The 19,557-nt window shown below is 60.7% G+C and carries 19 protein-coding genes; 12 read left to right on the forward strand and 7 right to left on the reverse strand.

Annotation, left to right across the window (positions count from 1 at the left end):
- Nucleotides 1-2: 2 nt before the first annotated feature.
- Together OEG84_RS18970 and OEG84_RS18975 are read right to left on the reverse strand one after the other, a co-directional pair.
- Nucleotides 3-386 (reverse strand): RidA family protein, encoded by a 384-nt coding sequence (locus tag OEG84_RS18970; protein ID WP_267655173.1) that lies wholly within the window; start codon nt 384-386, stop codon nt 3-5.
- Nucleotides 387-416: 30 nt separating this feature from the next.
- On the reverse strand, nt 417-1,283 hold the full coding sequence (locus OEG84_RS18975) for a branched-chain amino acid aminotransferase (RefSeq protein ID WP_267655174.1): 867 nt from the start codon (nt 1,281-1,283) through the stop codon (nt 417-419).
- A gap of 294 nt (nt 1,284-1,577) precedes the next feature.
- Between OEG84_RS18975 and OEG84_RS18980 the strand changes: the two genes are divergently transcribed.
- The 5 genes from OEG84_RS18980 (at nt 1,578) to OEG84_RS19000 (ending at nt 6,426) form a co-directional block, all read left to right on the forward strand.
- Entirely contained in the window at nt 1,578-2,231 is a 654-nt protein-coding gene (locus OEG84_RS18980) for a haloacid dehalogenase type II (protein ID WP_267655175.1), read from the forward strand.
- A 139-nt stretch (nt 2,232-2,370) separates the two neighbouring features.
- Nucleotides 2,371-3,195 (forward strand): trehalose-phosphatase, encoded by an 825-nt coding sequence (otsB, locus tag OEG84_RS18985; RefSeq protein ID WP_267655176.1) that lies wholly within the window; start codon nt 2,371-2,373, stop codon nt 3,193-3,195.
- A 2-nt stretch (nt 3,196-3,197) separates the two neighbouring features.
- Nucleotides 3,198-4,607, forward strand: a complete 1,410-nt coding sequence (locus OEG84_RS18990; protein WP_267655177.1) for an alpha,alpha-trehalose-phosphate synthase (UDP-forming) — start codon at nt 3,198-3,200, stop codon at nt 4,605-4,607.
- A 309-nt stretch (nt 4,608-4,916) separates the two neighbouring features.
- Nucleotides 4,917-5,660, forward strand: coding sequence for a L,D-transpeptidase (locus OEG84_RS18995; RefSeq protein ID WP_267655178.1), 744 nt, complete (start codon nt 4,917-4,919; stop codon nt 5,658-5,660).
- 148 nt (nt 5,661-5,808) lie between these two features.
- The gene (locus OEG84_RS19000; RefSeq protein WP_267655179.1) at nt 5,809-6,426 is read left to right on the forward strand and encodes a M23 family metallopeptidase; all 618 of its coding nucleotides are present in this window, start codon (nt 5,809-5,811) and stop codon (nt 6,424-6,426) included.
- A gap of 222 nt (nt 6,427-6,648) precedes the next feature.
- Here OEG84_RS19000 and OEG84_RS19005 read toward each other — a convergent pair whose 3' ends face one another.
- The gene (locus OEG84_RS19005) at nt 6,649-6,942 is read right to left on the reverse strand and encodes a hypothetical protein (protein ID WP_267655180.1); all 294 of its coding nucleotides are present in this window, start codon (nt 6,940-6,942) and stop codon (nt 6,649-6,651) included.
- A gap of 443 nt (nt 6,943-7,385) precedes the next feature.
- Nucleotides 7,386-8,975 carry a helicase HerA-like C-terminal domain-containing protein gene (locus OEG84_RS19010; protein ID WP_267656257.1) on the reverse strand — a complete coding sequence of 530 codons (1,590 nt, stop codon included), beginning with the start codon at nt 8,973-8,975 and terminating at the stop codon, nt 7,386-7,388.
- 303 nt (nt 8,976-9,278) lie between these two features.
- On the opposite strand from OEG84_RS19010, the gene rfbF reads away from it, so the two are divergent.
- The 3 genes from rfbF to OEG84_RS19025 all read left to right on the forward strand — a co-directional run bounded on the left by rfbF (nt 9,279) and on the right by OEG84_RS19025 (nt 11,936).
- Entirely contained in the window at nt 9,279-10,049 is a 771-nt protein-coding gene (gene rfbF / locus OEG84_RS19015; protein ID WP_267655181.1) for a glucose-1-phosphate cytidylyltransferase, read from the forward strand.
- A gap of 88 nt (nt 10,050-10,137) precedes the next feature.
- Nucleotides 10,138-10,707 (forward strand): dTDP-4-dehydrorhamnose 3,5-epimerase family protein, encoded by a 570-nt coding sequence (locus OEG84_RS19020; RefSeq protein WP_267655182.1) that lies wholly within the window; start codon nt 10,138-10,140, stop codon nt 10,705-10,707.
- Nucleotides 10,704-11,936, forward strand: coding sequence for a class I SAM-dependent methyltransferase (locus OEG84_RS19025; RefSeq protein ID WP_267655183.1), 1,233 nt, complete (start codon nt 10,704-10,706; stop codon nt 11,934-11,936). The genes OEG84_RS19020 and OEG84_RS19025 overlap by 4 nt, the downstream gene beginning before the upstream one ends.
- Nucleotides 11,937-12,029: 93 nt before the next feature.
- Here OEG84_RS19025 and OEG84_RS19030 read toward each other — a convergent pair whose 3' ends face one another.
- Entirely contained in the window at nt 12,030-13,139 is a 1,110-nt protein-coding gene (locus OEG84_RS19030; protein ID WP_267655184.1) for a DegT/DnrJ/EryC1/StrS family aminotransferase, read from the reverse strand.
- 140 nt (nt 13,140-13,279) lie between these two features.
- Between OEG84_RS19030 and OEG84_RS19035 the strand changes: the two genes are divergently transcribed.
- Entirely contained in the window at nt 13,280-14,134 is an 855-nt protein-coding gene (locus OEG84_RS19035) for a D-amino-acid transaminase (RefSeq protein ID WP_267655185.1), read from the forward strand.
- Between the two features lie 54 nt (nt 14,135-14,188).
- On the opposite strand, the gene OEG84_RS19040 is transcribed toward OEG84_RS19035, so the two are convergent.
- The gene (locus tag OEG84_RS19040) at nt 14,189-14,977 is read right to left on the reverse strand and encodes an SDR family oxidoreductase (RefSeq protein WP_267655186.1); all 789 of its coding nucleotides are present in this window, start codon (nt 14,975-14,977) and stop codon (nt 14,189-14,191) included.
- A 103-nt stretch (nt 14,978-15,080) separates the two neighbouring features.
- Here OEG84_RS19040 and pyrC point away from each other — a divergent pair, with 103 nt between their 5' ends.
- The 3 genes from pyrC to OEG84_RS19055 all read left to right on the forward strand — a co-directional run bounded on the left by pyrC (nt 15,081) and on the right by OEG84_RS19055 (nt 17,887).
- Nucleotides 15,081-16,136, forward strand: a complete 1,056-nt coding sequence (gene pyrC, locus OEG84_RS19045; RefSeq protein WP_425602871.1) for a dihydroorotase — start codon at nt 15,081-15,083, stop codon at nt 16,134-16,136.
- A 97-nt stretch (nt 16,137-16,233) separates the two neighbouring features.
- On the forward strand, nt 16,234-16,935 hold the full coding sequence (locus tag OEG84_RS19050) for an orotate phosphoribosyltransferase (RefSeq protein WP_267655188.1): 702 nt from the start codon (nt 16,234-16,236) through the stop codon (nt 16,933-16,935).
- A gap of 28 nt (nt 16,936-16,963) precedes the next feature.
- Nucleotides 16,964-17,887, forward strand: coding sequence for a carbohydrate kinase family protein (locus OEG84_RS19055; RefSeq protein ID WP_267655189.1), 924 nt, complete (start codon nt 16,964-16,966; stop codon nt 17,885-17,887).
- A 24-nt stretch (nt 17,888-17,911) separates the two neighbouring features.
- Here OEG84_RS19055 and pgi read toward each other — a convergent pair whose 3' ends face one another.
- Nucleotides 17,912-19,531 (reverse strand): glucose-6-phosphate isomerase, encoded by a 1,620-nt coding sequence (gene pgi, locus OEG84_RS19060; protein WP_267656258.1) that lies wholly within the window; start codon nt 19,529-19,531, stop codon nt 17,912-17,914.
- Between the last annotated feature and the right edge of the window lie 26 nt (nt 19,532-19,557).

Genomic DNA, 19,557 nt, shown 5'->3' on the forward strand with positions numbered 1-19,557 from the left:
ACTCATGCCACCTGGGCAGTGACCTCGATTTCGATCAGCATTTCCGGACGGATCAATTGGCAGACGATCATTGTGGCTGCGGGGTTGATGTCACCCAGGAACTCGCGCAGCACCGGCGCCACCGCATCGAAATGCTCGGGCTTGGTGACGTAATAGGTCACCCGCACGATGTTGCCGAGCTCGGCATCCAGCGCCGTTAGCGAGGCGGCGATGGTGGTAAAGCAATTGCGCGCCTGGTCAGCCACGCCCGCGGGCATCTCCATACTCGCATAATCATAGCCGGTGGTGCCGGAGACATGCACGAACGCGCCCACCCGCACCGCGCGCGAATAGGCCGCCGCCTGTTCCATCGGCGACCCGGTTGAATGCGTGCGGCGCGGGTTCATATCCGGTGATCCGCCACGATGCGCGGTGTCTCAGCCATGCGCCCAGTCCATGTAGAGTTGGCGGGCGTCGCGCGCCACCGGTCCGGCCTGCAATTCGCGGTCCTCGATGCGGATGATCGGCACCACCTTGGAGTGGTTGCCGGTCGAAAAGATCTCGTCGGCATCCTTGAAATCGGCGACCGAAAGCGTCTTCTCCACGACCTCGGTGCCGGCCGCGCGCAACAGTGCGATGGCGCGCGCGCGGGTAATGCCGGACAGGAAGCTGCCATTCGGCACCGGCGTGAACACGACGCCATCCTTGACCATGAAGATGTTCGAGGTGCCGGTCTCGGCCACATTGCCGAGCATGTCGAGAACCAACGCATTGTCGAAGCCGCGTGATTTGGCTTCCATCACGGCCCGGCCATTGTTGGGATACAGGCATCCCGCCTTGGCATTGGTCGGCGCGCATTCATAGGAGGGGCGGCGGAACGGCGACACGCTGACGGAAAACCCGCTGGAAGCGATCATCGGACTTTCAAACAGACACAGGCAGAAGCGGGTCGATTCCGGATCGGCCGGAACCGACATGTACCCGCCGTGCTCGGCCCAGTACATCGGCTTGATGTAGACGGCGGTCTTGCCGTCGAATTTTGTCAGCCCCTCATGTGCCAGCGCTTCAATTTCTGTCGCCTGCATGATTGCCTTCAGACCCAGCGCCTCTGCCGAGCGGTTGACCCGTTGGCAATGCAGGTCGAGATCAGGAGCGACGCCGTCAAACCAGCGGGCGCCGTCAAACACGGTCGATCCGAGCCACATGGCATGGCTGACCGGGCCAATTAGCGGCGGGTTGCCCTCCAGCCATTCGCCATCAACAAAGGTCCAGGTCTTGGTGCGCGCTTGGGTGTTGACGGCCATGTGTTCCTCCTGCCGGTGTCATCTGCTTGGCAATGACAATCGACCAGTGCCGCTGCCGCCGTCAAGTCAATCCCCGGCGCGAAACCATGGCTGCAGCCGCAATCGCATGATCCTTGCGCACAGCGGTCGCCAGCGGCAACAAATCATACAGGCATTTGTTGGCATCCATGCGCGGTCCGGCGCCCGCCGGTTACGTTTGGCAGTTGCCGGGTCTACCTGAAGGTGTCAGGCCATGCTTGACTGTTGCACTGCAACAGGCGCATCGTTGCTCCAATTGCACGAGGGAATTTCGAGATGTCATACGCCGCTTATGTCTTTGACGCCTATGGAACTTTGTTCGATGTTCACGCTGCGGTGCGTCGCCACGCGGCAGCCGTTGGCCCCGATGGCCAGCTTTTGTCGGAGATCTGGCGCGCCAAGCAGCTGGAATATTCTTGGACACGTAGCCTGATGGGACAATGGCGTGATTTCTGGGCGTTGACCGAGGAAGCGCTGGATCATGCTTTTGCGCGGGTGCCGAGCGCCGACAAAAGCCTGCGCGCGGAATTGCTCGACGCTTATTTCAAGCTGGATTGTTATCCTGAAGTCCCTGCCGTGCTGAAGACGCTGAAAGCCACCGGAGCACGGGTGGCCATATTGTCCAACGGCTCGACCGAGATGCTTGCGTCGGCGGTCAAGAATGCGGCGCTCGACAGCGTCATCGACGACGTCTTCTCAGTCGACGCGCTCCAGACCTTCAAGACCGATCCGTCGGTCTACGACATGGTCACCACCGCCTACCGGCTCTATCCCGATGCGGTCTCGTTCCAGTCGTCCAACCGTTGGGACGTGGCTGGCGCAACCAAGTTCGGATTTCGCACCATCTGGATCAACCGTACCCAGATGCCGGACGAATATCTCGATCTGTCGCCGTCGCTGATCCTGCCGGATCTCAATGACGTCATATGAACCCCGCGCCTGTTGCTGGGCCGGTGGCCGATGGTCATGGGGTTTTGACAGTGACCGGGACAGCTAATATTTTACAGGCCCGCTGTGGAACGAAGCCGCGGCAAATCCGTTGAGAAGGAGATCAAGGAGAGTTTCAGCCATGCAACAGCACCTGGACTATTACAGTCTGGTTGGGTTCAAACCCGATTCGACTTTGCCAGATGAACTCGACAGGCTGGGCTTGTCGGCGCAGCAGACAGCATTGCTCGTCGATTTTGACGGCACCTTGGTCGATATCGCTCCGACGCCGGGTTCGATCCGTGTCACCTCTAGCGACAAAGCGCTGCTCGATCAGTTGCACGCACGCCATGGTGGCGCCCTGGCAATCGTGTCGGGTCGTAATCTTGAAGAAATCGTCCATTATCTCGACACATTCAAGGGCACAATTTCCGGTGGCCACGGCGCTGAATTGCGCCGCAACGCCCGCACATTGCCAGGTATCGACTGCAACTTTGACCGGCTTGAGCATATCAAGAGCGCGGTCATGGAGTTCGCCGTCATTGATCCGCGCGTGATCGCCGAGGACAAGCGCTTCGGCATCGTGCTGCATTTTCGTCAGCACCCGGAGGTCGAAGGCAAGGTGCGTGACTTTGTCGGATGTCTGATCGAGGATGACGAGGAGTTCGAGATGCAATCGGCCAAGATGGCGATCGAAATCAAACCGAAGGATGTTTCCAAGGCCCGAGCGATTGAGCGCATCATGCAGTTCGACGAGTTCAGGGGGCGTGACATCGTCTTTGCTGGCGACGATACGACCGACGAGGTGGCCTTTGCCTGGGTCAACGGGCAGGGCGGTACGACAATCAAGGTCGGCGAGGGCGTCACCGCGGCCCAGTACCGCACGGCCAACCCCGCGAGTTTCAAGAAATGGCTGCGGGCCCAGTTCAATTCGGCCCAGCTCAAGCTTGCACGGCAGGGGAATTGACCGTGGGACGTCTGATTGTTGTGTCAAACAGGGCGCCGTCAATTGATGGGAGCAGCGATTCTGGCGGCCTCGTCGTGGCGCTCAAGGATGCGCTGTCGAAAGATGGCGGATTGTGGATCGGCGGTGCCCCCGAGCAGCACGAGAACCCGTCGTCTGAACTTGTCCTTCACCACCGGCCGGATTTCGACGTCGCTCTGTTCGAACTCGAGCCGGAGCTTCATGACGATTACTATCTGGGCTATTCCAACTCGGTGCTGTGGCCAGCGTTTCATGGTCGGGTTGACCTGATTGTCGTCAAGCCACGCTATGCAGCGGCCTATCGTCAGGTGGCTGAGCGGCTGGCCCGACAGATCGCCGAAACAGTACGTGACGACGATCTCATCTGGGTGCACGACTATCAGCTGATTCCGCTGGCACACTATCTCAAGGCGCTCGGGGTGAAGTGCCGGATCGGCTTTTTTCTGCATATTCCATTGCCGGACCTGCAAACATTCATGGCAATTCCCGACTGGCGCGAGATGGTAAAGTGGCTGGCCGATTACAATCTGATCGGATTCCAGACCCGGCGCGATCTCGCCAACATGATCACAATTTTCCGTCATGGCTTGCGTGGCGAACTGCGCGCCAATGGCAATATCGGCATCAACGGTCGTGAAGTGGCGATTGGCTGTTTTCCGATCTCGATTGATGTCCAAGGTTTTCGGCGTCTTGCCGCCGAAGGTGCGGTTGCCACCGAGCCGCCGCCGCTGCCCCGCCTGATTGGTGTCGACCGGCTGGATTATTCCAAGGGGCTTCCGCAGCGCCTCGCCGGCTACGAGACCTTCCTGAGCAAATACCCGCAGTTCCGCAGCAAAGTGTCGCTGTTGCAGATCGCGCCACCAACCCGCGACGATGTCGACGCCTACAAGGACATCCGGTCCGAACTCGAACATCTTTCCGGCAAGATCAACGGCGATTTCGGCACCATCGACTGGACACCGGTGCAGTATATTCACCGTGCCATGCCGCGCGACGAACTGGCGGTATTGTTCCGGTTGTCCCGCGTCGGTCTGGTAACGCCGTTGTTCGACGGCATGAATCTCGTCGCCAAGGAGTATGTTGCCGCCCAGGATGAAGCCGATCCCGGCGTGTTGATCCTGTCGCAATTTGCCGGTGCGGCAGAGGAAATGACGGCGGCGCTGATTATCAATCCGCATAATCCAGTCGGCATTGCCGAAGCCATCAAGAAAGCGCTCGACATGCCGCTGGGCGAACGCATCGAGCGTCACACCACATTATATGCCCATCTCGAAGGCAACGATATCGCCCGCTGGAGCGCAGCATTCCTCAAACGATTGAGAGCCCCCGATGATATAGGTCCGGACAATGTGGCTCGGTTTCCAGGCCAGGGCGTGTGGTCGAAGACTGGATGAGGTGCAATCACCGCAGGGCTCGTATTCGGCCAGAGTCGCCCGGAAATAGTGGCAATTCGGGCACTCCCAGCAGCCGCCGACGAAATTTTTTCCTTTCACACTGCTGGCAGGATCACATAAACGTCAATCCGTGGTCGGCCGCTGTGGCGAATTGGCCACAGCACGGGCCTTGGATGGTCACAATCGGAACTCAAATGTGATCTCGCGGCTTTATACCCGTCGGAGCGAATTCCGGTCCGGCCTGACGAGACGCCGATACCCCGAGCCTTAAGGACTTTCCGCGCCATGACCGGATCAAAAAACAAGAATATGACAGTGACCGGTATCACCGGAAACCAAGATGACTATCGCACACCTTCCCGTCGGGGCTTCCTGGCGCTTGGCATGGGAGCCACGGCCGCTCTTGCCGGCTGCACGTCTACGACAACCGAACGGTTCAACGCCGAAACCACACCCACGTTCCGCACACCGGTCAATCGTGGATCGGGTCTGGCGCGGCGGTCTGATTATTACGACATTATGTATGGCCCCAAGCCCGATGAGCCGTTTCCGCTGCCGGCGATTCCCTATTACGAGATCGATCCGGCCTTCCTGCGTCAGGAAGTGGCCGATCCCACCGGCGAACGTCCGGGAACCATTGTCGTCAACACCTCGGAACGGATGCTCTATCTGGTACGCGAGAACGGCCGCGCCATGCGCTACGGCGTCGGTATCGGTCGCGCCGGCTTTTCCTGGTCCGGTCGCGCAATTGTGCAGTGGAAGCAGAAATGGCCGAAATGGACCCCGCCGCAGGAAATGATCGCGCGCCAGCCTGATCTGGAGCCTTACTCAGCCGAAAACGGCGGTATGGCGCCGGGATTGAACAATCCGCTCGGGGCCCGCGCACTTTACATCTTCCAGAATGGCGAAGATACACTTTACCGGCTGCACGGTAGCCCCGAATACAAGTCGATCGGTAAGGCCGTTTCCTCCGGCTGCGTGCGGCTGATCAATCAGGATATCGTCGATCTCTATGATCGCGTGCCCAACCGGACACCGATTGTGGTCGTCTAGAACCGCAGCCGAAAGGCTGCCCCGCTTGAGGCTCACGGGCGATTTGTGCTAGAAGCGCGCTTCAGAGCATCATCCTGTCAGGATAATGATGCTCTTGGGCCTGAGCGATTGGACATGCGTCCGGCTAGCGATGGCGGCGGGGGCGCGCATGAAACATCTTGGACGCGGTGCGGTCCTGTTGGCCTGCGGCCTGATTGCCGCCGGATGTGTCCCGCAGGGGCAAGGCTGGGCATCGCTCTACAAGTCGCCGCAACAACCGAAGCTCAAGGTGGTGATGCCCGCGGGAGCCCCGTCGATTTCCCAGCAGTTCCTGTTTACTACCAGCGATGCAAAACATCTCGGCATAGATGTGATCGGCGCCGTTGGTGATCCGGTGATCGCGGTGGCCGACGGCTATGTGGCGGGATCCTATTCGGAGCCCATGTATGGCAACCGGGTTGTTGTCGAACACGGACCGGACGCCACTGGCAGGCGTATTGTCGCCGTTTACAAGCATCTCGACAGCCGTCAGGTAGCCAAGGGGACGATGGTCATGCGTGGCCAGCAACTCGGCACCATCGGCACCACCGGGGTGCTCGGCGGCGGCAGGTTTCCGCATCTGCATTTCGAAATCTACCGGCAAAACGGGTCAAGCGGCGAAACCCCGACCGACCCGCAGATCTTCTGGGTCAATGGACCCGGGCAGGTCACCTGCTTTGATCCCGCTATCACCTATGACGCCACGGTGTTCCGCTCCACCTATCCGGTCCCTTGCCGCGGCCAGTGACTGATGTGCAACGCTGCGCATCCGTGTGGAGGCGCGGCCGGCTTCAACGCTCTGATTTGAATGCGCCACGCATCAGGTACCAGCTCTAAATGCCACAATCTTGTGGGCGCCGGATACTCCAAAAGAACGATTTGAGACATCCGGCCACGTGACCTTGAATCGCTTGGCCTCGGGAGTTCCCCCCAAAGGCCAAGCATCGATTATACGGCGATAGCAATAAGGTCAGTCCCTATTCCTATTCGCAAACCTGAAGCGGTCCGATCTGGATGCAGGATCCTCTGCGTCCACGACCTCTTCCGGTAACCCGGTTGCAAAGCCGCCGGTTGTTGCGACGGAAGCGCCTTGACCGTTCGCATTGCCGTACAATGTCTCGGCGGTTGACCCGGCGGCCCCCTCGATCATCCCGTCGCCGTCCGCGGCGGTCACGTCTCCGGCGGCGGTCTCTACGGTCGTCGCGTCTCCGGCGACGGTCTCTGCGGTCGTCGCGCCGCTGCACCAACTCGACCAGGCCATCATCTGCCTCATTCAACGGGACTGCTGCCGAGGGTGTTGCCAATACATCGGAAACGCCAAGACCGGTGGCAACAGAAGCAGTTCCAATCACGGCGCAGGCGCCGACCAGAAAATGACGTCGCGACATCGTCTCGGCATCGTCACGCTTCGCCTCAGATGAAGCCTTAATTTTCATCCTGAAAAATTTTAGCATAAAGTGTCTGCTCCTTCGGGCTCATGGCTGCTCGCGGCACCGCTCGGGAATCCAAGCGTGAATACTGAGCGAACGGGCACTTATTGGTAGTTCAAATCTCTCGTCCAGAATTACATTGTCAACATTCTACGATTTTTTATCAAAAGCCAAGTATTGACATTTGGATATTTTCGACAAGCTCAGGTGACGAATTGCCCGGATTGAGCCTCAATTCCGTTGATTGTCGTCAAAATCGCTTAACCAAGCGCAAGTTCTAGAATCCCTTTTTCAGTGACCCGAGGATGCCGCGCACCAGTGCACGGCCGAGCGAACTCGCGGCTGACCGCGCCATCGATTTGATCGCTGCCTCGGTTACGGTCTGGCGCTGATATCCGGGCCGCGACTTGCTCGATTTGCGCCGCTTGGGTGAGGTGCGGCGGCGGTCGTCGTCATCATCGTCATCGCCATAGCCGGGCAAGGTCCAGCGGCGGCTCTCGGGCTGTTCCTTTTCATCATCTTCCTCCTCGCGGCGGCGCTCGGCTTCTTCCGCCTTGGCGGCTTCCGCAGCCTTGCGTTGCAGCATTTCAAAGGCGCTGTCGCGGTCGAGATCCTCGTCATACTGTCCGGCCACCGGGCTGACGGCCATCACTTTCGCCCGTTCCGATTCCGAAATCGGGCCGAGCCGTGAGGACGGTGGGCGGATCAATGTGCGCTCTACCATCGAAGGCACGCCCTTGGCCCCGAGCGTTGAAACCAGCGCCTCGCCGACACCCAGTTGGGTGATAGCCTCGAAACAATCGAAGGCCGGGTTGGGCCGGAACGTCTCGGCCGCCACTTTCACCGCCTTCTGCTCGCGCGGCGTATAGGCCCTGAGCGCGTGCTGAACCCGGTTGCCCAGCTGCGACAGCACGGTTTCGGGCACATCAAGCGGGTTCTGGGTGACAAAAAACACGCCGATGCCTTTGGATCGGATCAGCCGCACAACCTGTTCGACCCGGTCGATCAGGACTTTTGGTGCTTCATCAAACAACAGATGCGCTTCGTCAAAAAAGAACACCAGCCGCGGCTTGTCGGAATCGCCCACTTCGGGCAATTCCTCGAACAGTTCCGAGAGCAGCCACAACAGGAAGGTGGCGTAAAGCCGGGGGTTCATCATCAACTTGTCTGCGGCGAGCACCGAAATCGCCCCGCGACCGTCATTGGTGGTACGCATGATGTCGGCGATCTTCAGCGCCGGTTCGCCGAAAAAGTGTTCTGCGCCCTGTTGCTCCAGCACAAGAAGACCGCGCTGGATCGTCGCCAGCGACTGCTTGCTGATGTTGCCATACATCGCAGAGAGCTTCTCGGTCTCGCCCGCCATGTAGGACAAAAGCGAGCGCAGATCCTTCAAATCGAGCAGTGGCAAACCGTTCTCGTCGGCCAGCTTGAAGGCAATGTTGAGCACGCCTTCCTGCGCGTCCGACATGTCCATCAGCCGCGCCAGCAGCAGCGGCCCCATCTCAGAAATGGTGGTGCGGACCCGGTGCCCCTTGTCGCCGAAAAGATCCCAGAAGATGACCGGGAACTCCTGGTACACATAGGGATCAAGCCCGATGGTCTTGGCGCGCTTTTCGAGGAAATCCTTGGTCTCACCGATCGCCGCGATGCCGGACAGGTCGCCCTTCACATCGGCGCAGAACACCGGCACGCCGGCATTGGAGAAGCTCTCGGCGAGGATCTGTAGCGTCACCGTCTTGCCGGTGCCGGTGGCGCCGGTAACCAGGCCGTGGCGGTTGGCATATCTCAGGTCGAGATATTCGCCCTTGTTGATACTGTCATCGGGATTGCGGCTGGTGCCGAGATATAGCTTGCCATCTTCGAGCATGTCGTCCTCGTGTCGCGCCGGTCGTGGCGGCTTGCATTCGCGTGCGGCGGGCGCAGGCATGGTCGTCCACTTATAGGCATGCCGTGCTTTGCGAACAATGGCCGACGCCGATTGTCGTTGCCGACGGTGCTTGGTTGCCAACAGTTTCGCGAAAGCTTGCCGGCCTAGCCTCGGCAAACTGATTGCCAGGGGATCTTCGGGCGGCATGGAGCATGGGGCAGACACCAGGCGTAAGAGCATGCGCGGGCAGAAAAGCCTGGCGGGCGGGCTCAGCCGTATTGGTGTTATCCCGGAGATGCGAAAATGAAGGTTGTCATTCTTGCCGGCGGACTAGGGTCGCGGCTGTCGGAAGAAACTCATCTCCGACCCAAGCCGATGGTTGAAATCGGTGGTCGGCCGATTCTGTGGCACATCATGAAGCTCTATCACAGCCACGGTCTGCGCGATTTCATCATCTGTTGCGGCTTTCGCGGTTACGTGATCAAGGAATATTTCGCCAATTACGCGCTGCACATGTCGGATCTGACCTTCGACATGTCCGACAACACCATCCATTTTCACCGCCAGAGTGCCGAAGACTGGCGTGTCACCCTGGTCGACACCGGCGAATCGACGCTGACCGGCGGTCGCCTCAAGCGGGTGGCACCCTACCTTGAGGGCGAAGAGAGTTTCTGCTTCACCTATGGCGACGGTCTGGCCAATGTCGATATTTCCGCCACCATCGATTTCCACAAATCACATGGCCATCTGGCCACCGTCACCGCAGTTCGCCCGCCAGCCCGGTTTGGTGCGCTCAAGCTCGATGGCGACGAGGTGCAGGGGTTCATCGAAAAACCCGAGGGCGAGGGCGGCTTTATCAATGGCGGGTTTTTCGTGCTCTCAACCCCGGTGCTGGAGCGCATCGAGGGCGACAGCACCAGCTTCGAGGGGGCGCCGCTTGCCGGTCTTGCAAGTGCGGGAGAGTTGCGCGCGTTTTTTCACCGCAGCTTCTGGCAGCCGATGGATACGCTGCGCGACAAGAACATGCTCGAGGCATTGTGGAACGAGGGAAATGCGCCTTGGAAAAACTGGTGACCGAGGCGAGCCCCATCCGCGAATTCTGGTGTAGCCGCAAGGTGGCGATGACCGGCAGTATCCGCCACGCCGCCGCAGGAGCCGTTTCGTGAGTACGACGCCGTTCTCCCTGACCGAACTGATGCCCGGCACCTCCGGCGGTCCGATGCTTGTCACAAGGTCGCCTCGGATTGACGACCGCGGCGCCTTTGCCCGTATTTTCTGCGCCGAGGCGCTGGCAGCGGTCGGTTGGCCGGGGCCGGTGGCACAGATCAACCATAGCCAGACCCGCAAGGCGGGCACCCTTCGTGGCCTGCATTTCCAGCGCGCGCCCCATGCCGAGGCCAAGCTGGTGATCTGCATTCGTGGCGCGGTGTTCGATGTTGCTGTCGATACCCGCGAGAATAGCCCGACACGCTATCGGCACGCAGCGGCCAAGCTGTCGGCGGAAGCCGGCACGGCGATGTATGTGCCCGAAGGCTTTGCCCACGGGTTTCAGGCGCTGAGCGACGATGCTGAACTGATCTATGTTCATTCCACCGCCTATGCGCCAGATCATGAAGCCGGGTTGCGCGCCGATGATCCGGCGCTGGCGATTGCCTGGCCATTGCCGGTTACCGGTATTTCCGCGCGCGATGGCTCCCATCCGCTGCTCGACACTGCAGGAGAAAACCCATGATCAGCTGCAGGCATTGCGGCGGCACCGCGTTCGTTCCGTTTCTTGATCTGGGTCGGGCCCCACCCTCCAATTCCTATCTCGATGCGGAAACCCTTTCCCAACCGGAAAAGCTTTACCCGCTGGTCATCAGCACCTGCACCGAATGCTGGCTCACCCAGACTGAAGACTTTGCCGACCGCGAAGAGTTTTTCTCCGACGACTATGCCTATTTTTCCTCTTTCTCGAAAACCTGGCTCGAGCATGCGCAAACCTATGTCGCCGACATGCAGACGCGTTTCGGCCTCGGCGCGGACAGTATGGTGGCTGAAATTGCCGCCAATGACGGCTATCTGCTGCAATATGTGAAAGCGCTCGGCATCCCATGCTACGGCGTCGAGCCGACCCACGGCACGGCCGAGGCGGCGCGCGCCAAGGGCATCGACATTGTCGAGGAATTTTTCGGCCGTGAGCTGGGTGAAAAACTGGCAGGCGAGGGCCGGCAGGCGGATCTGATCGCCGCCAACAATGTGCTCGCCCATGTGCCAGACATCAACGATTTCGTTGCAGGTTTCTCGGCGTTGCTCAAGCCCGCCGGTGTCGCCACCTTCGAGTTTCCGCATCTCTACGAGATGGTTCGTGGCAACCAGTTCGACACCGCCTATCACGAACACTATTCCTATCTCTCGCTGCTTGCCGTCGAGCCCATCTTTGCCGCCAATGGGCTCACCGTGTTCGACGTCGGGACCACGCCGCACCATGGCGGCAGCCTCAGAATCTATGCCTGTCGCAGCGACGTCTGCGCCCATCAGCTGACGCCTGCCGTTGAGGCCATGCGCGAGACCGAGCGCCAGGCCGGGATGGGTTCTCCAGCCTTTTACGCAGGCCTGCAGGCAAATGCGGAAGCCGTGCGCGACGGTTTTCGCAGCTTCCTCAACGAGGCTCGTGCGGCAGGGCTGAAGGTGGCGGCATATGGCGCGGCTGCCAAGGGCAACACGCTGTTGAACTTCGCTGGTGTGGACGCTGGCGACATTGCTTTCGTGGTTGACCGCAACCCGGCCAAGCAGGGGCATTACATGCCCGGTTCACATATTCCGATTGTCGGCGAGGACCGGCTTGTTTCTGACCAACCAGACAGGGTGGTAATACTGCCATGGAACATCGAGACGGAAATCAGGACGCAGCTTTCGTATATCAGCGACTGGGATGGACGGTTCGTGACAGCGGTGCCGAAGCTGAGGGTTCTGAGCTGAAATCGAAGCTCGAAATCGAACTGTCCGACAAGGCTGACAACACCGGCGAGACATCAAAGCGCAAGCCGGACGCTTGAGTCTCTGTATAGCTGATTATGCCTTCAGAAGACCACGGATCACGTCGGCCACACGCTTCTGGCCGTGCTCGTCCATGTCGTGATAGCTCGGCAGGTTGATGGCGCGCGCGGCAATGTCGTGGGCGTTGACATTATCTGGCCGGGCCTCGAACATCGGCAACTCCGACAGCGGCCAGAAGAATACCCGCCCATCGATCTCGGCGGCCCTGAACGCTTCGATCAGCATATCCCGGGTGACGCCGGTGTCACGGTCAAAAACCACCGTCGGCATCCAGTAGCCATTGGTCACGCCCTCAGGTTCGATATTCAGCGAAATTCCGTCAAGCGCACCCAGAAGCTGGCGATAGCCAGTCATGATGGCGCGTTTACGGCCGATCAATTCGTCGATCCGCTCCATCTGTGCGCAGCCGATGGCCGCGGAAATATTGGACATCTTGAACTTGTAGCCGGTGACGGTGGGAAAGAACTGGCGCGGCTCGTTGGCGTCGCGGCCATGGTTGGACAGGGTCGTCACTCGCTCGAAAAGGGCTGAGTCATTGGTCACGAACATGCCGCCTTCACCGGTGGTCATGGTCTTGGTGCCGTGAAACGAGAAGGTGCCAAAGGCGCCCATCGACCCCGCGCGTTTGGCCCCCCAGGCCGAGCCGATTGCTTCGGCTGCATCCTCTATGACGGCGACGCCGTGGCGCGCGCCGATCTCCAGCAACCGGTCCATGTCGCACATCGAGCCATACAGATGCACGGCGATGATCGCCCGGGTCTGTGGCGTGATTGCCGCTTCGACCAGATCGGGATCCAGACACCAGCTGTCGCTGAGAATGTCGACAAACACCGGCGTGGCGCCGAGGTGAACCACTGGCGCCACCGAGGCGATCCAGTTGCTGTCGGCCAGGATCACCTCATCACCGGCGCCGATGCCAAGCGCCGCGAGCCCCAGATGCAGCGCGCCGGTGCAGCTCGACGTAGCGGTTGCGTGCTTGACGCCGAGATGGACAGCATAATCGCGCTCCAGCCGATGGATGTAATCATAACAACGCGCGCCCCAGCCATGCCGCGCCGCGTCGGTGGCATACGCCACCTCACGTTCGGTGATCGACGGTTTGGTATAGGCGATGCGATTGCTCATGGGTCTGGTCCGCTGTTCTGTCGGATTCTGTCTAGTGCATCGACCCTGCGCGGAGATTGCGCCACCAGCGTCGAAAAAGCCGATGGCGAGGCGCAGCAGAATCTGGCAAGAAAGGGGCGTTTAGAAATCAGGGGATCGCCATGCGTACAGTCTATGTCAACGGAGCCTATGTGCCCGAAAATGAGGCCACGGTTTCCGTGTTCGACCGTGGCTTCCTGTTTGGCGACGGCATCTATGAAGTTGCAGCGGTTGTCGGTGGCAAGCTGATTGATTTTCCGGCGCACACCGCGCGGCTACACCGCTCGGCAAACGAGCTTGGCATGCGCTTCACCGTCAGCGACGAGGAACTGCTGGCCATCCACCGCGAACTGATCAGCCGCAACGGCGTCGACGAGGGTGTGGTTTATCTGCAGATGACCCGCGGCGCCATCGACCGCGATTTCATGTTCGATACCGAAAAACTGACGCCGACACTGGTGCTGTTTACCCAGAACCGACCGTTGGTCGATACCGGTGTGGCCAAGGCAGGCATGAAGATCGTCTCGATTCCTGACCTGCGCTGGGGCCGCTGCGACATCAAGACCGTGCAATTGCTCTATCCCTCGCTTGGCAAGATGGAAGCCAAGTCACGCGGCGCCGACGACGCCTGGATGGTGCGAGACGGCGTTGTTACCGAAGGCACGTCGAACAACGCGTTTATTGTTACCCAAGAGGGGGCGATCGTCACCCGGCCATTGTCGCCGTCGATCCTGCCGGGCATTACCCGCGCGGCATTGATGGACTATTCGGCCGTCAGCGGAACACCGGTGGAGGAGCGTGAATTCACCATCGAGGAAGCCCGCAACGCGGCCGAAGCCTTTATTACCTCTGCCTCGGTCTTCGTCGGACCGGTGGTCTCGATTGATGGCGTCGAACTGTCGGGCGGAAAACCCGGCCCGGTGACGCTTGGCTTGCGGAAGCAATATATCGAGGAAAGCCTCAAGCGTGCCATCTGAGGCCGGGGTTCGCTGACCCCGGCACCCGTGCCGTTCTATGGTGAAGGTCGAGCGTCAGACCGATTTGATTGCACCGCCGTCGCAGCGGATCATCGAACCGTTGACATAGCTTGCCCGCGCACTCACCAGAAACGCGGCCGTGGCTGCGAATTCTTCCACCGCGCCATAGCGGCCCACGGGGATCTGCGCCTGCGCCGCAGCGCCGATCGCCTCGAGGCTCTTGCCCGAACGCTCGGCATTGGCGGCGTCGAGCTGCTTGAGCCGGGCGGTTTCGATCCGGCCCGGCAGCAGCATGTTGAAGGTCACGCCATCGCCGGCAACCTCATTGGCCATCGATTTGGACCAGCCCACCAGCGTGGCTCTCAGCGCATTCGACAAGCCCAGGTTGGGGATTGGCTGGACAACGCCCGATGAGGCCAGCGTCAGCACCCGTCCCCATCCCTGGGCCCGCATGCCGGGCAGAAACCGGGCGGTGACGTCCATCACGCTCAGCACCATGATTTCGAACTGACGGTGAACGACAGCAAGATCGGCCTCGCTCATCATTCCGGGCGGCGGGCCGCCGGTATTGTTGACCAGGACGTCGAGCCCGCCGAATTCCTTGCCCACAGTTTCTTCCAGCAATGCCGGAGTGTTCTTGTCCGACAGATCCGACACCATGAATTTCGCCTGTCCCGCGCCGCGTTTGTTGATCGCTTCGCTGGCCGCTTGCAGCCGCTCCCCGTCGCGCCCGGTGATCAGCACATTGGCGCCCTCGGCCGCCAGCGCTTCGGCCACGCCGAGGCCCAGCCCGCGTGATGACGCCAGCACCAGCGCGCGTTTTCCTGTCAGTCCCAGATCCATGATGTATTTCCCTGCTTGCGGTTTGCCTGCTAAAGGCTTGCGCTATCAGTTGCCGCCAACCGTCAAAAGGTCAACCCGCGACGTGGCCGAGCCGACATCACAAATGAAGGAGTGCCCGCACGTGGTCGAAATCACCATTCCGAAACCGGACGATTGGCATCTACATCTGCGCGATGGCGCTATGATGGAAGGGGTGCTGCCCTACAGCGCCCGCGATTTCGCCCGCGCCATCATCATGCCCAATCTGGTGCCGCCGGTGGTTACCGCCGATGATGCCCGCGCCTACCGCGACCGGATCATGTCGGCCCTGCCCAAGGGGCTCGGTTTCACGCCGTTGATGACCCTTTATCTGACCGAAGGCACCGACCCCGCCGATGTAGCGCAAGCCCATGCATCGGGACTGGTCACCGCCGTCAAGCTCTACCCGGCTGGCGCCACCACCAATTCCCATTCCGGCGTGCGCGACCTCGACAAGGTGATGCCGGTGCTCGAAAAAATGGCGGCAATCGGCATGCCGCTGTGCATCCATGGCGAGGTCACCGACCCGGAGGTCGATATTTTTGACCGCGAGGCGGTATTCATCGACACGGTGCTGGAGCCATTGCGTCGGCGGATCCCGGAACTCCGGATCACGCTCGAGCACGTAACCACTTCCAACGGGGTTGATTACGTGATGGGGGCCGTCGCCAATCTCGCCGCCACCATCACCACCCACCATCTGATGATCAACCGCAACGCCATCCTCGCCGGCGGCATCAAGCCGCATTATTACTGCTTGCCTGTCGCCAAGCGCGAGAGCCATCGCCTGGCTTTGCGCAAGGCCGCGACGTCCGGCGATGCACGGTTTTTCCTCGGCACCGATTCCGCCCCCCATGTTGATCCGTTGAAGGAATGCGCCTGCGGCTGCGCCGGTATCTTCACCTCTATCAACACACATTCTTGCCTCGCGCAGGTGTTTGAACAGGACGATGCGCTCGACAATCTTGCCGCCTTCGCCAGTATCAACGGCCCGGCCTGGTACGGCTTGCCGGTCAATACCGAGACAGTCACGCTGGTGCGGCGCGACCAGCCAGTGACCTGGCCCGACAAGATCGAAACCGGCGACGGGCCGGTCACCGTGTTTGATCCGCTTTTGCCCATCCACTGGGAAATTGCCTGATCATCTTTCAACCGCTCCGCCAAGCTGGTATGCGGAGCGCAAAACAGGGCCGGATCGGGTATTTCACCCAGGTCCCACAGTCGCGGGGGTGATACCGATGTTCTCCAACAGTTTTCCTGACCGGAAGGTGATCGCCGATACGGTCGCGCGGATGCTTCTCGAGATCAAGGCGGTACATTTCAATGCCGCCGAACCCTACAAGCTGGCTTCGGGCATGATGAGCCCGGTCTATATCGATTGCCGCAAGCTTATTTCCTACCCGCGGGTTCGTTCGGCGGTGATGGATTTCGCAGCTGCCACGATCCTGTCGGAAGCCGGTTTCGAGCAATTCGATTGCATCGCCGGTGGCGAGACGGCCGGCATTCCCTTCGCCGCCTTTCTCGCCGAACGCCTCGGCCTGCCGATGGTCTATGTCCGCAAGAAGCCCAAGGGGCATGGCCGCAACGCTCAGATTGAAGGCCATCTGGCGCCCGGCTCGCGGGTGCTGGTGATCGAGGACCTGACCACGGCTGGCGGGTCGATGTTCACCTTCATCGATGCGCTGCGCGCCGCTGACGCAACCGTCGAACACGGCATCGCCCTGTTCTATTACGGAATCTTTGATGAAGCCGCCGACCGCTTTGCCAATGGTGACGTAACACTGCATTATCTGGCAACCTGGCGCGATGTGCTGGCAGCGGCGACCCGGCAGAAGGCGTTTGATCCTGCGACCCTTGCCTCGGTGGAGGCATTTCTGGATGCGCCGCTGAAATGGTCGGCGGATCACGGTGGCGTTTCTGAATTGCCGGTGCAGCCTTGAAATACAAGCCGACGGAGAAGGAAACGCGATGATCATCTGCTGCGGAGAAGCGCTGATTGACATGCTGCCGCGCACATCGGCCGAGGGCGAGGCAGCGTTCGCGCCCTACGCTGGCGGCTCGGTGTTCAATACTGCGCTGGCGCTCGGACGGCTGGGTCTTCAGACCGGTTTCTTCACCGGCCTGTCGAGCGACATGTTCGGCGACATCCTGCGCGAAGCTCTCGACAAGAGTGGAGTTGACCACAGCTATTGCGCCACGCTTGATCTGCACACGACGCTGGCCTTCGTGCGGTTGATCAACGGCCAGGCAAGTTATGCGTTCTTTGACGAGAATACCGCCGGGCGGATGATTACCGAGGCGCATTTGCCGGCGCTTGGTGCCAAAGTCGAAGCGCTGCATTTCGGCGCCATCAGTCTGATCCCAAATCCCTGCGGCGCCACCTTTGAGCGTCTGATGCGCCGCGAAAGCCGGACCCGTGTGATTTCGCTTGATCCCAATATCCGGCCCGGTTTCATCACCGACCCTGCCAGTCATCGGGCGCGGATCGACCGAATGATCGCCATGAGCGACATCGTCAAGATGTCGGACGAGGATCTCGAATGGTTCGGCATGGCCGACATGGAGACCGCCGCCCGGACCTGGCAGGGGCAGGGTGCAAGCCTCGTTGTGTTTACCCGCGGCGCCCGTGGCGCTGTCGGCTTTACCTGCGACCAGATGGTCGAGGTCGAAGGCGAGAAGGTCACCGTGGCCGACACTGTCGGCGCAGGCGATACATTCAATGCCGGCATTCTCGCCTCGCTCAAGCGCGACGGGCTGTTGAGCAAGTCCGCGATCAGCACCCTGTCGGCGGATGCCATCGGCAATGCACTGAAACTTGGCGCCCGCGCCGCAGCCGTCACCGTTTCCCGCCCCGGCGCCAATCCGCCGTGGGCCAACGAGATCGGTTTTTAAGCCTGGCTCGAAGTTGCGCGCACATCAGCTTTCGCCGCGCATCTCGCGGATGTTTTTGGCGAGCGCCAGCGTCGAGCTGTCATGGTCACCGCCAGTACTTTCGCCCCGGACCACCGGCAACAGCGCGGTTGCCAGTTCCTTGCCCAATTCCACACCCCACTGGTCGAACGCGTTGATTCCGAAGATCTGCGCCTCGACAAACACCCGGTGTTCGTAAAGGGCGATCAGTCGCCCCAGCGCGAACGGCGTCAACCGATCATAGACCAGGGTGATCGACGGTCGGTTGCCGGCAAATGTCTTGTGTGGTGCCAGCCGGTCGGCTTCTGCTTCAGAAGCACCGCTGGCGATCAGTTGCGCACGGGCCTCAGCGCCGGTGCGACCGCGCATCAGCGCTTCCGATTGCGCCAGGCAATTGGCAATCAGCAACTGATGCTGGTGGGCGAGCTCCGGCTCATGGCCGTTGGCGGCAATCATGAACTCGACCGGGATTACATCTGTTCCCTGGTGCAGCAACTGGAAAAACGCGTGCTGGCCGTTGGTGCCCGGTTCGCCCCAGACGATGGGGCCCGACGCGGTCTCAACCGGTTCGCCGTCAATGCCCACCGACTTGCCGTTCGATTCCATGTCGAGCTGCTGCAGATAGGCGGGAAACCGCGACAGCCGCTGGTCATAGGGAATGATCGCCCGGCTCGGGTAGTGGCAGACCAGCCGGTGCCAGACGCCGATCAGCCCCAGCAGCATCGGCAGGTTCTGAGCAACCGGCGCGGATCTGAAATGCTCATCCATTGCCCGGGCGCCAGCGAGAAATTCGCCAAAAGCGTCCTTGCCGATGGCAATCATCACCGGCAGGCCGATTGCCGACCACAGTGAATAGCGTCCGCCCACCCAGTCCCAGAATCCGAACACCCGGTCCGGGGCGAGGCCGAAAGCGCCGACCTTGTCGAGCGCCGTGGAGACGGCTGCGAAATGATCCGCCACCGCCCTCTCGCCCAGCTTGGCGACGATGAAGGCGCGCGCAGTTTCCGCATTGGTCATGGTTTCAATGGTGGTGAAGGTCTTCGAGGCGACGATCATCAGCGTTGTCTCGGGGTCGAGACCCGAGAGCGTGTCGGCAATATGCGCGCCATCGACATTGGAGACGAAATGGACCCGCGGGCCGTCGTGATAGGGTGTCAGCGCCAGCGTCGCCATCACCGGGCCGAGATCCGAGCCGCCGATGCCGATATTGACGATATCGGTGAAAGCCTTGCCGGTGGCGCCGCGGATGCTGCCCTCGCGCACGCCGTCGGCAAACGCGCCCATGGCGGCGAGCACCGCATGCACGCCTGGCACCACATTCTCACCGTCAACCCGGATGTCGGCCGTTGGTCCTGCCCGCAAGGCAGTGTGCAGCACCGCGCGGCCTTCGGTCGAGTTGATCGGTTCGCCTGCGAACATGCTGTCGCGCCGGGCTTCAATTTTTGCGGCGGAGGCCAGGTCGGCAAGCAGGTCGAGTGTCTCGTCATTGACCGCGCATTTGGAATAATCCATCTGTATATCATCGCAACGGGCCGAAAAACGTTCGGAGCGGGCGGGATCGGCGGCAAAGCTCGCGCGCATGTCGCGCGGTGCGCCGCTGTCGCGGTGGGATTGCAACAGGGACAGAACCTGGCGGACTTCAGGGGTCAAGG

This window comes from Hoeflea algicola (assembly GCF_026619415.1).
GTDB classification, from domain to species: domain Bacteria; phylum Pseudomonadota; class Alphaproteobacteria; order Rhizobiales; family Rhizobiaceae; genus Hoeflea; species Hoeflea algicola.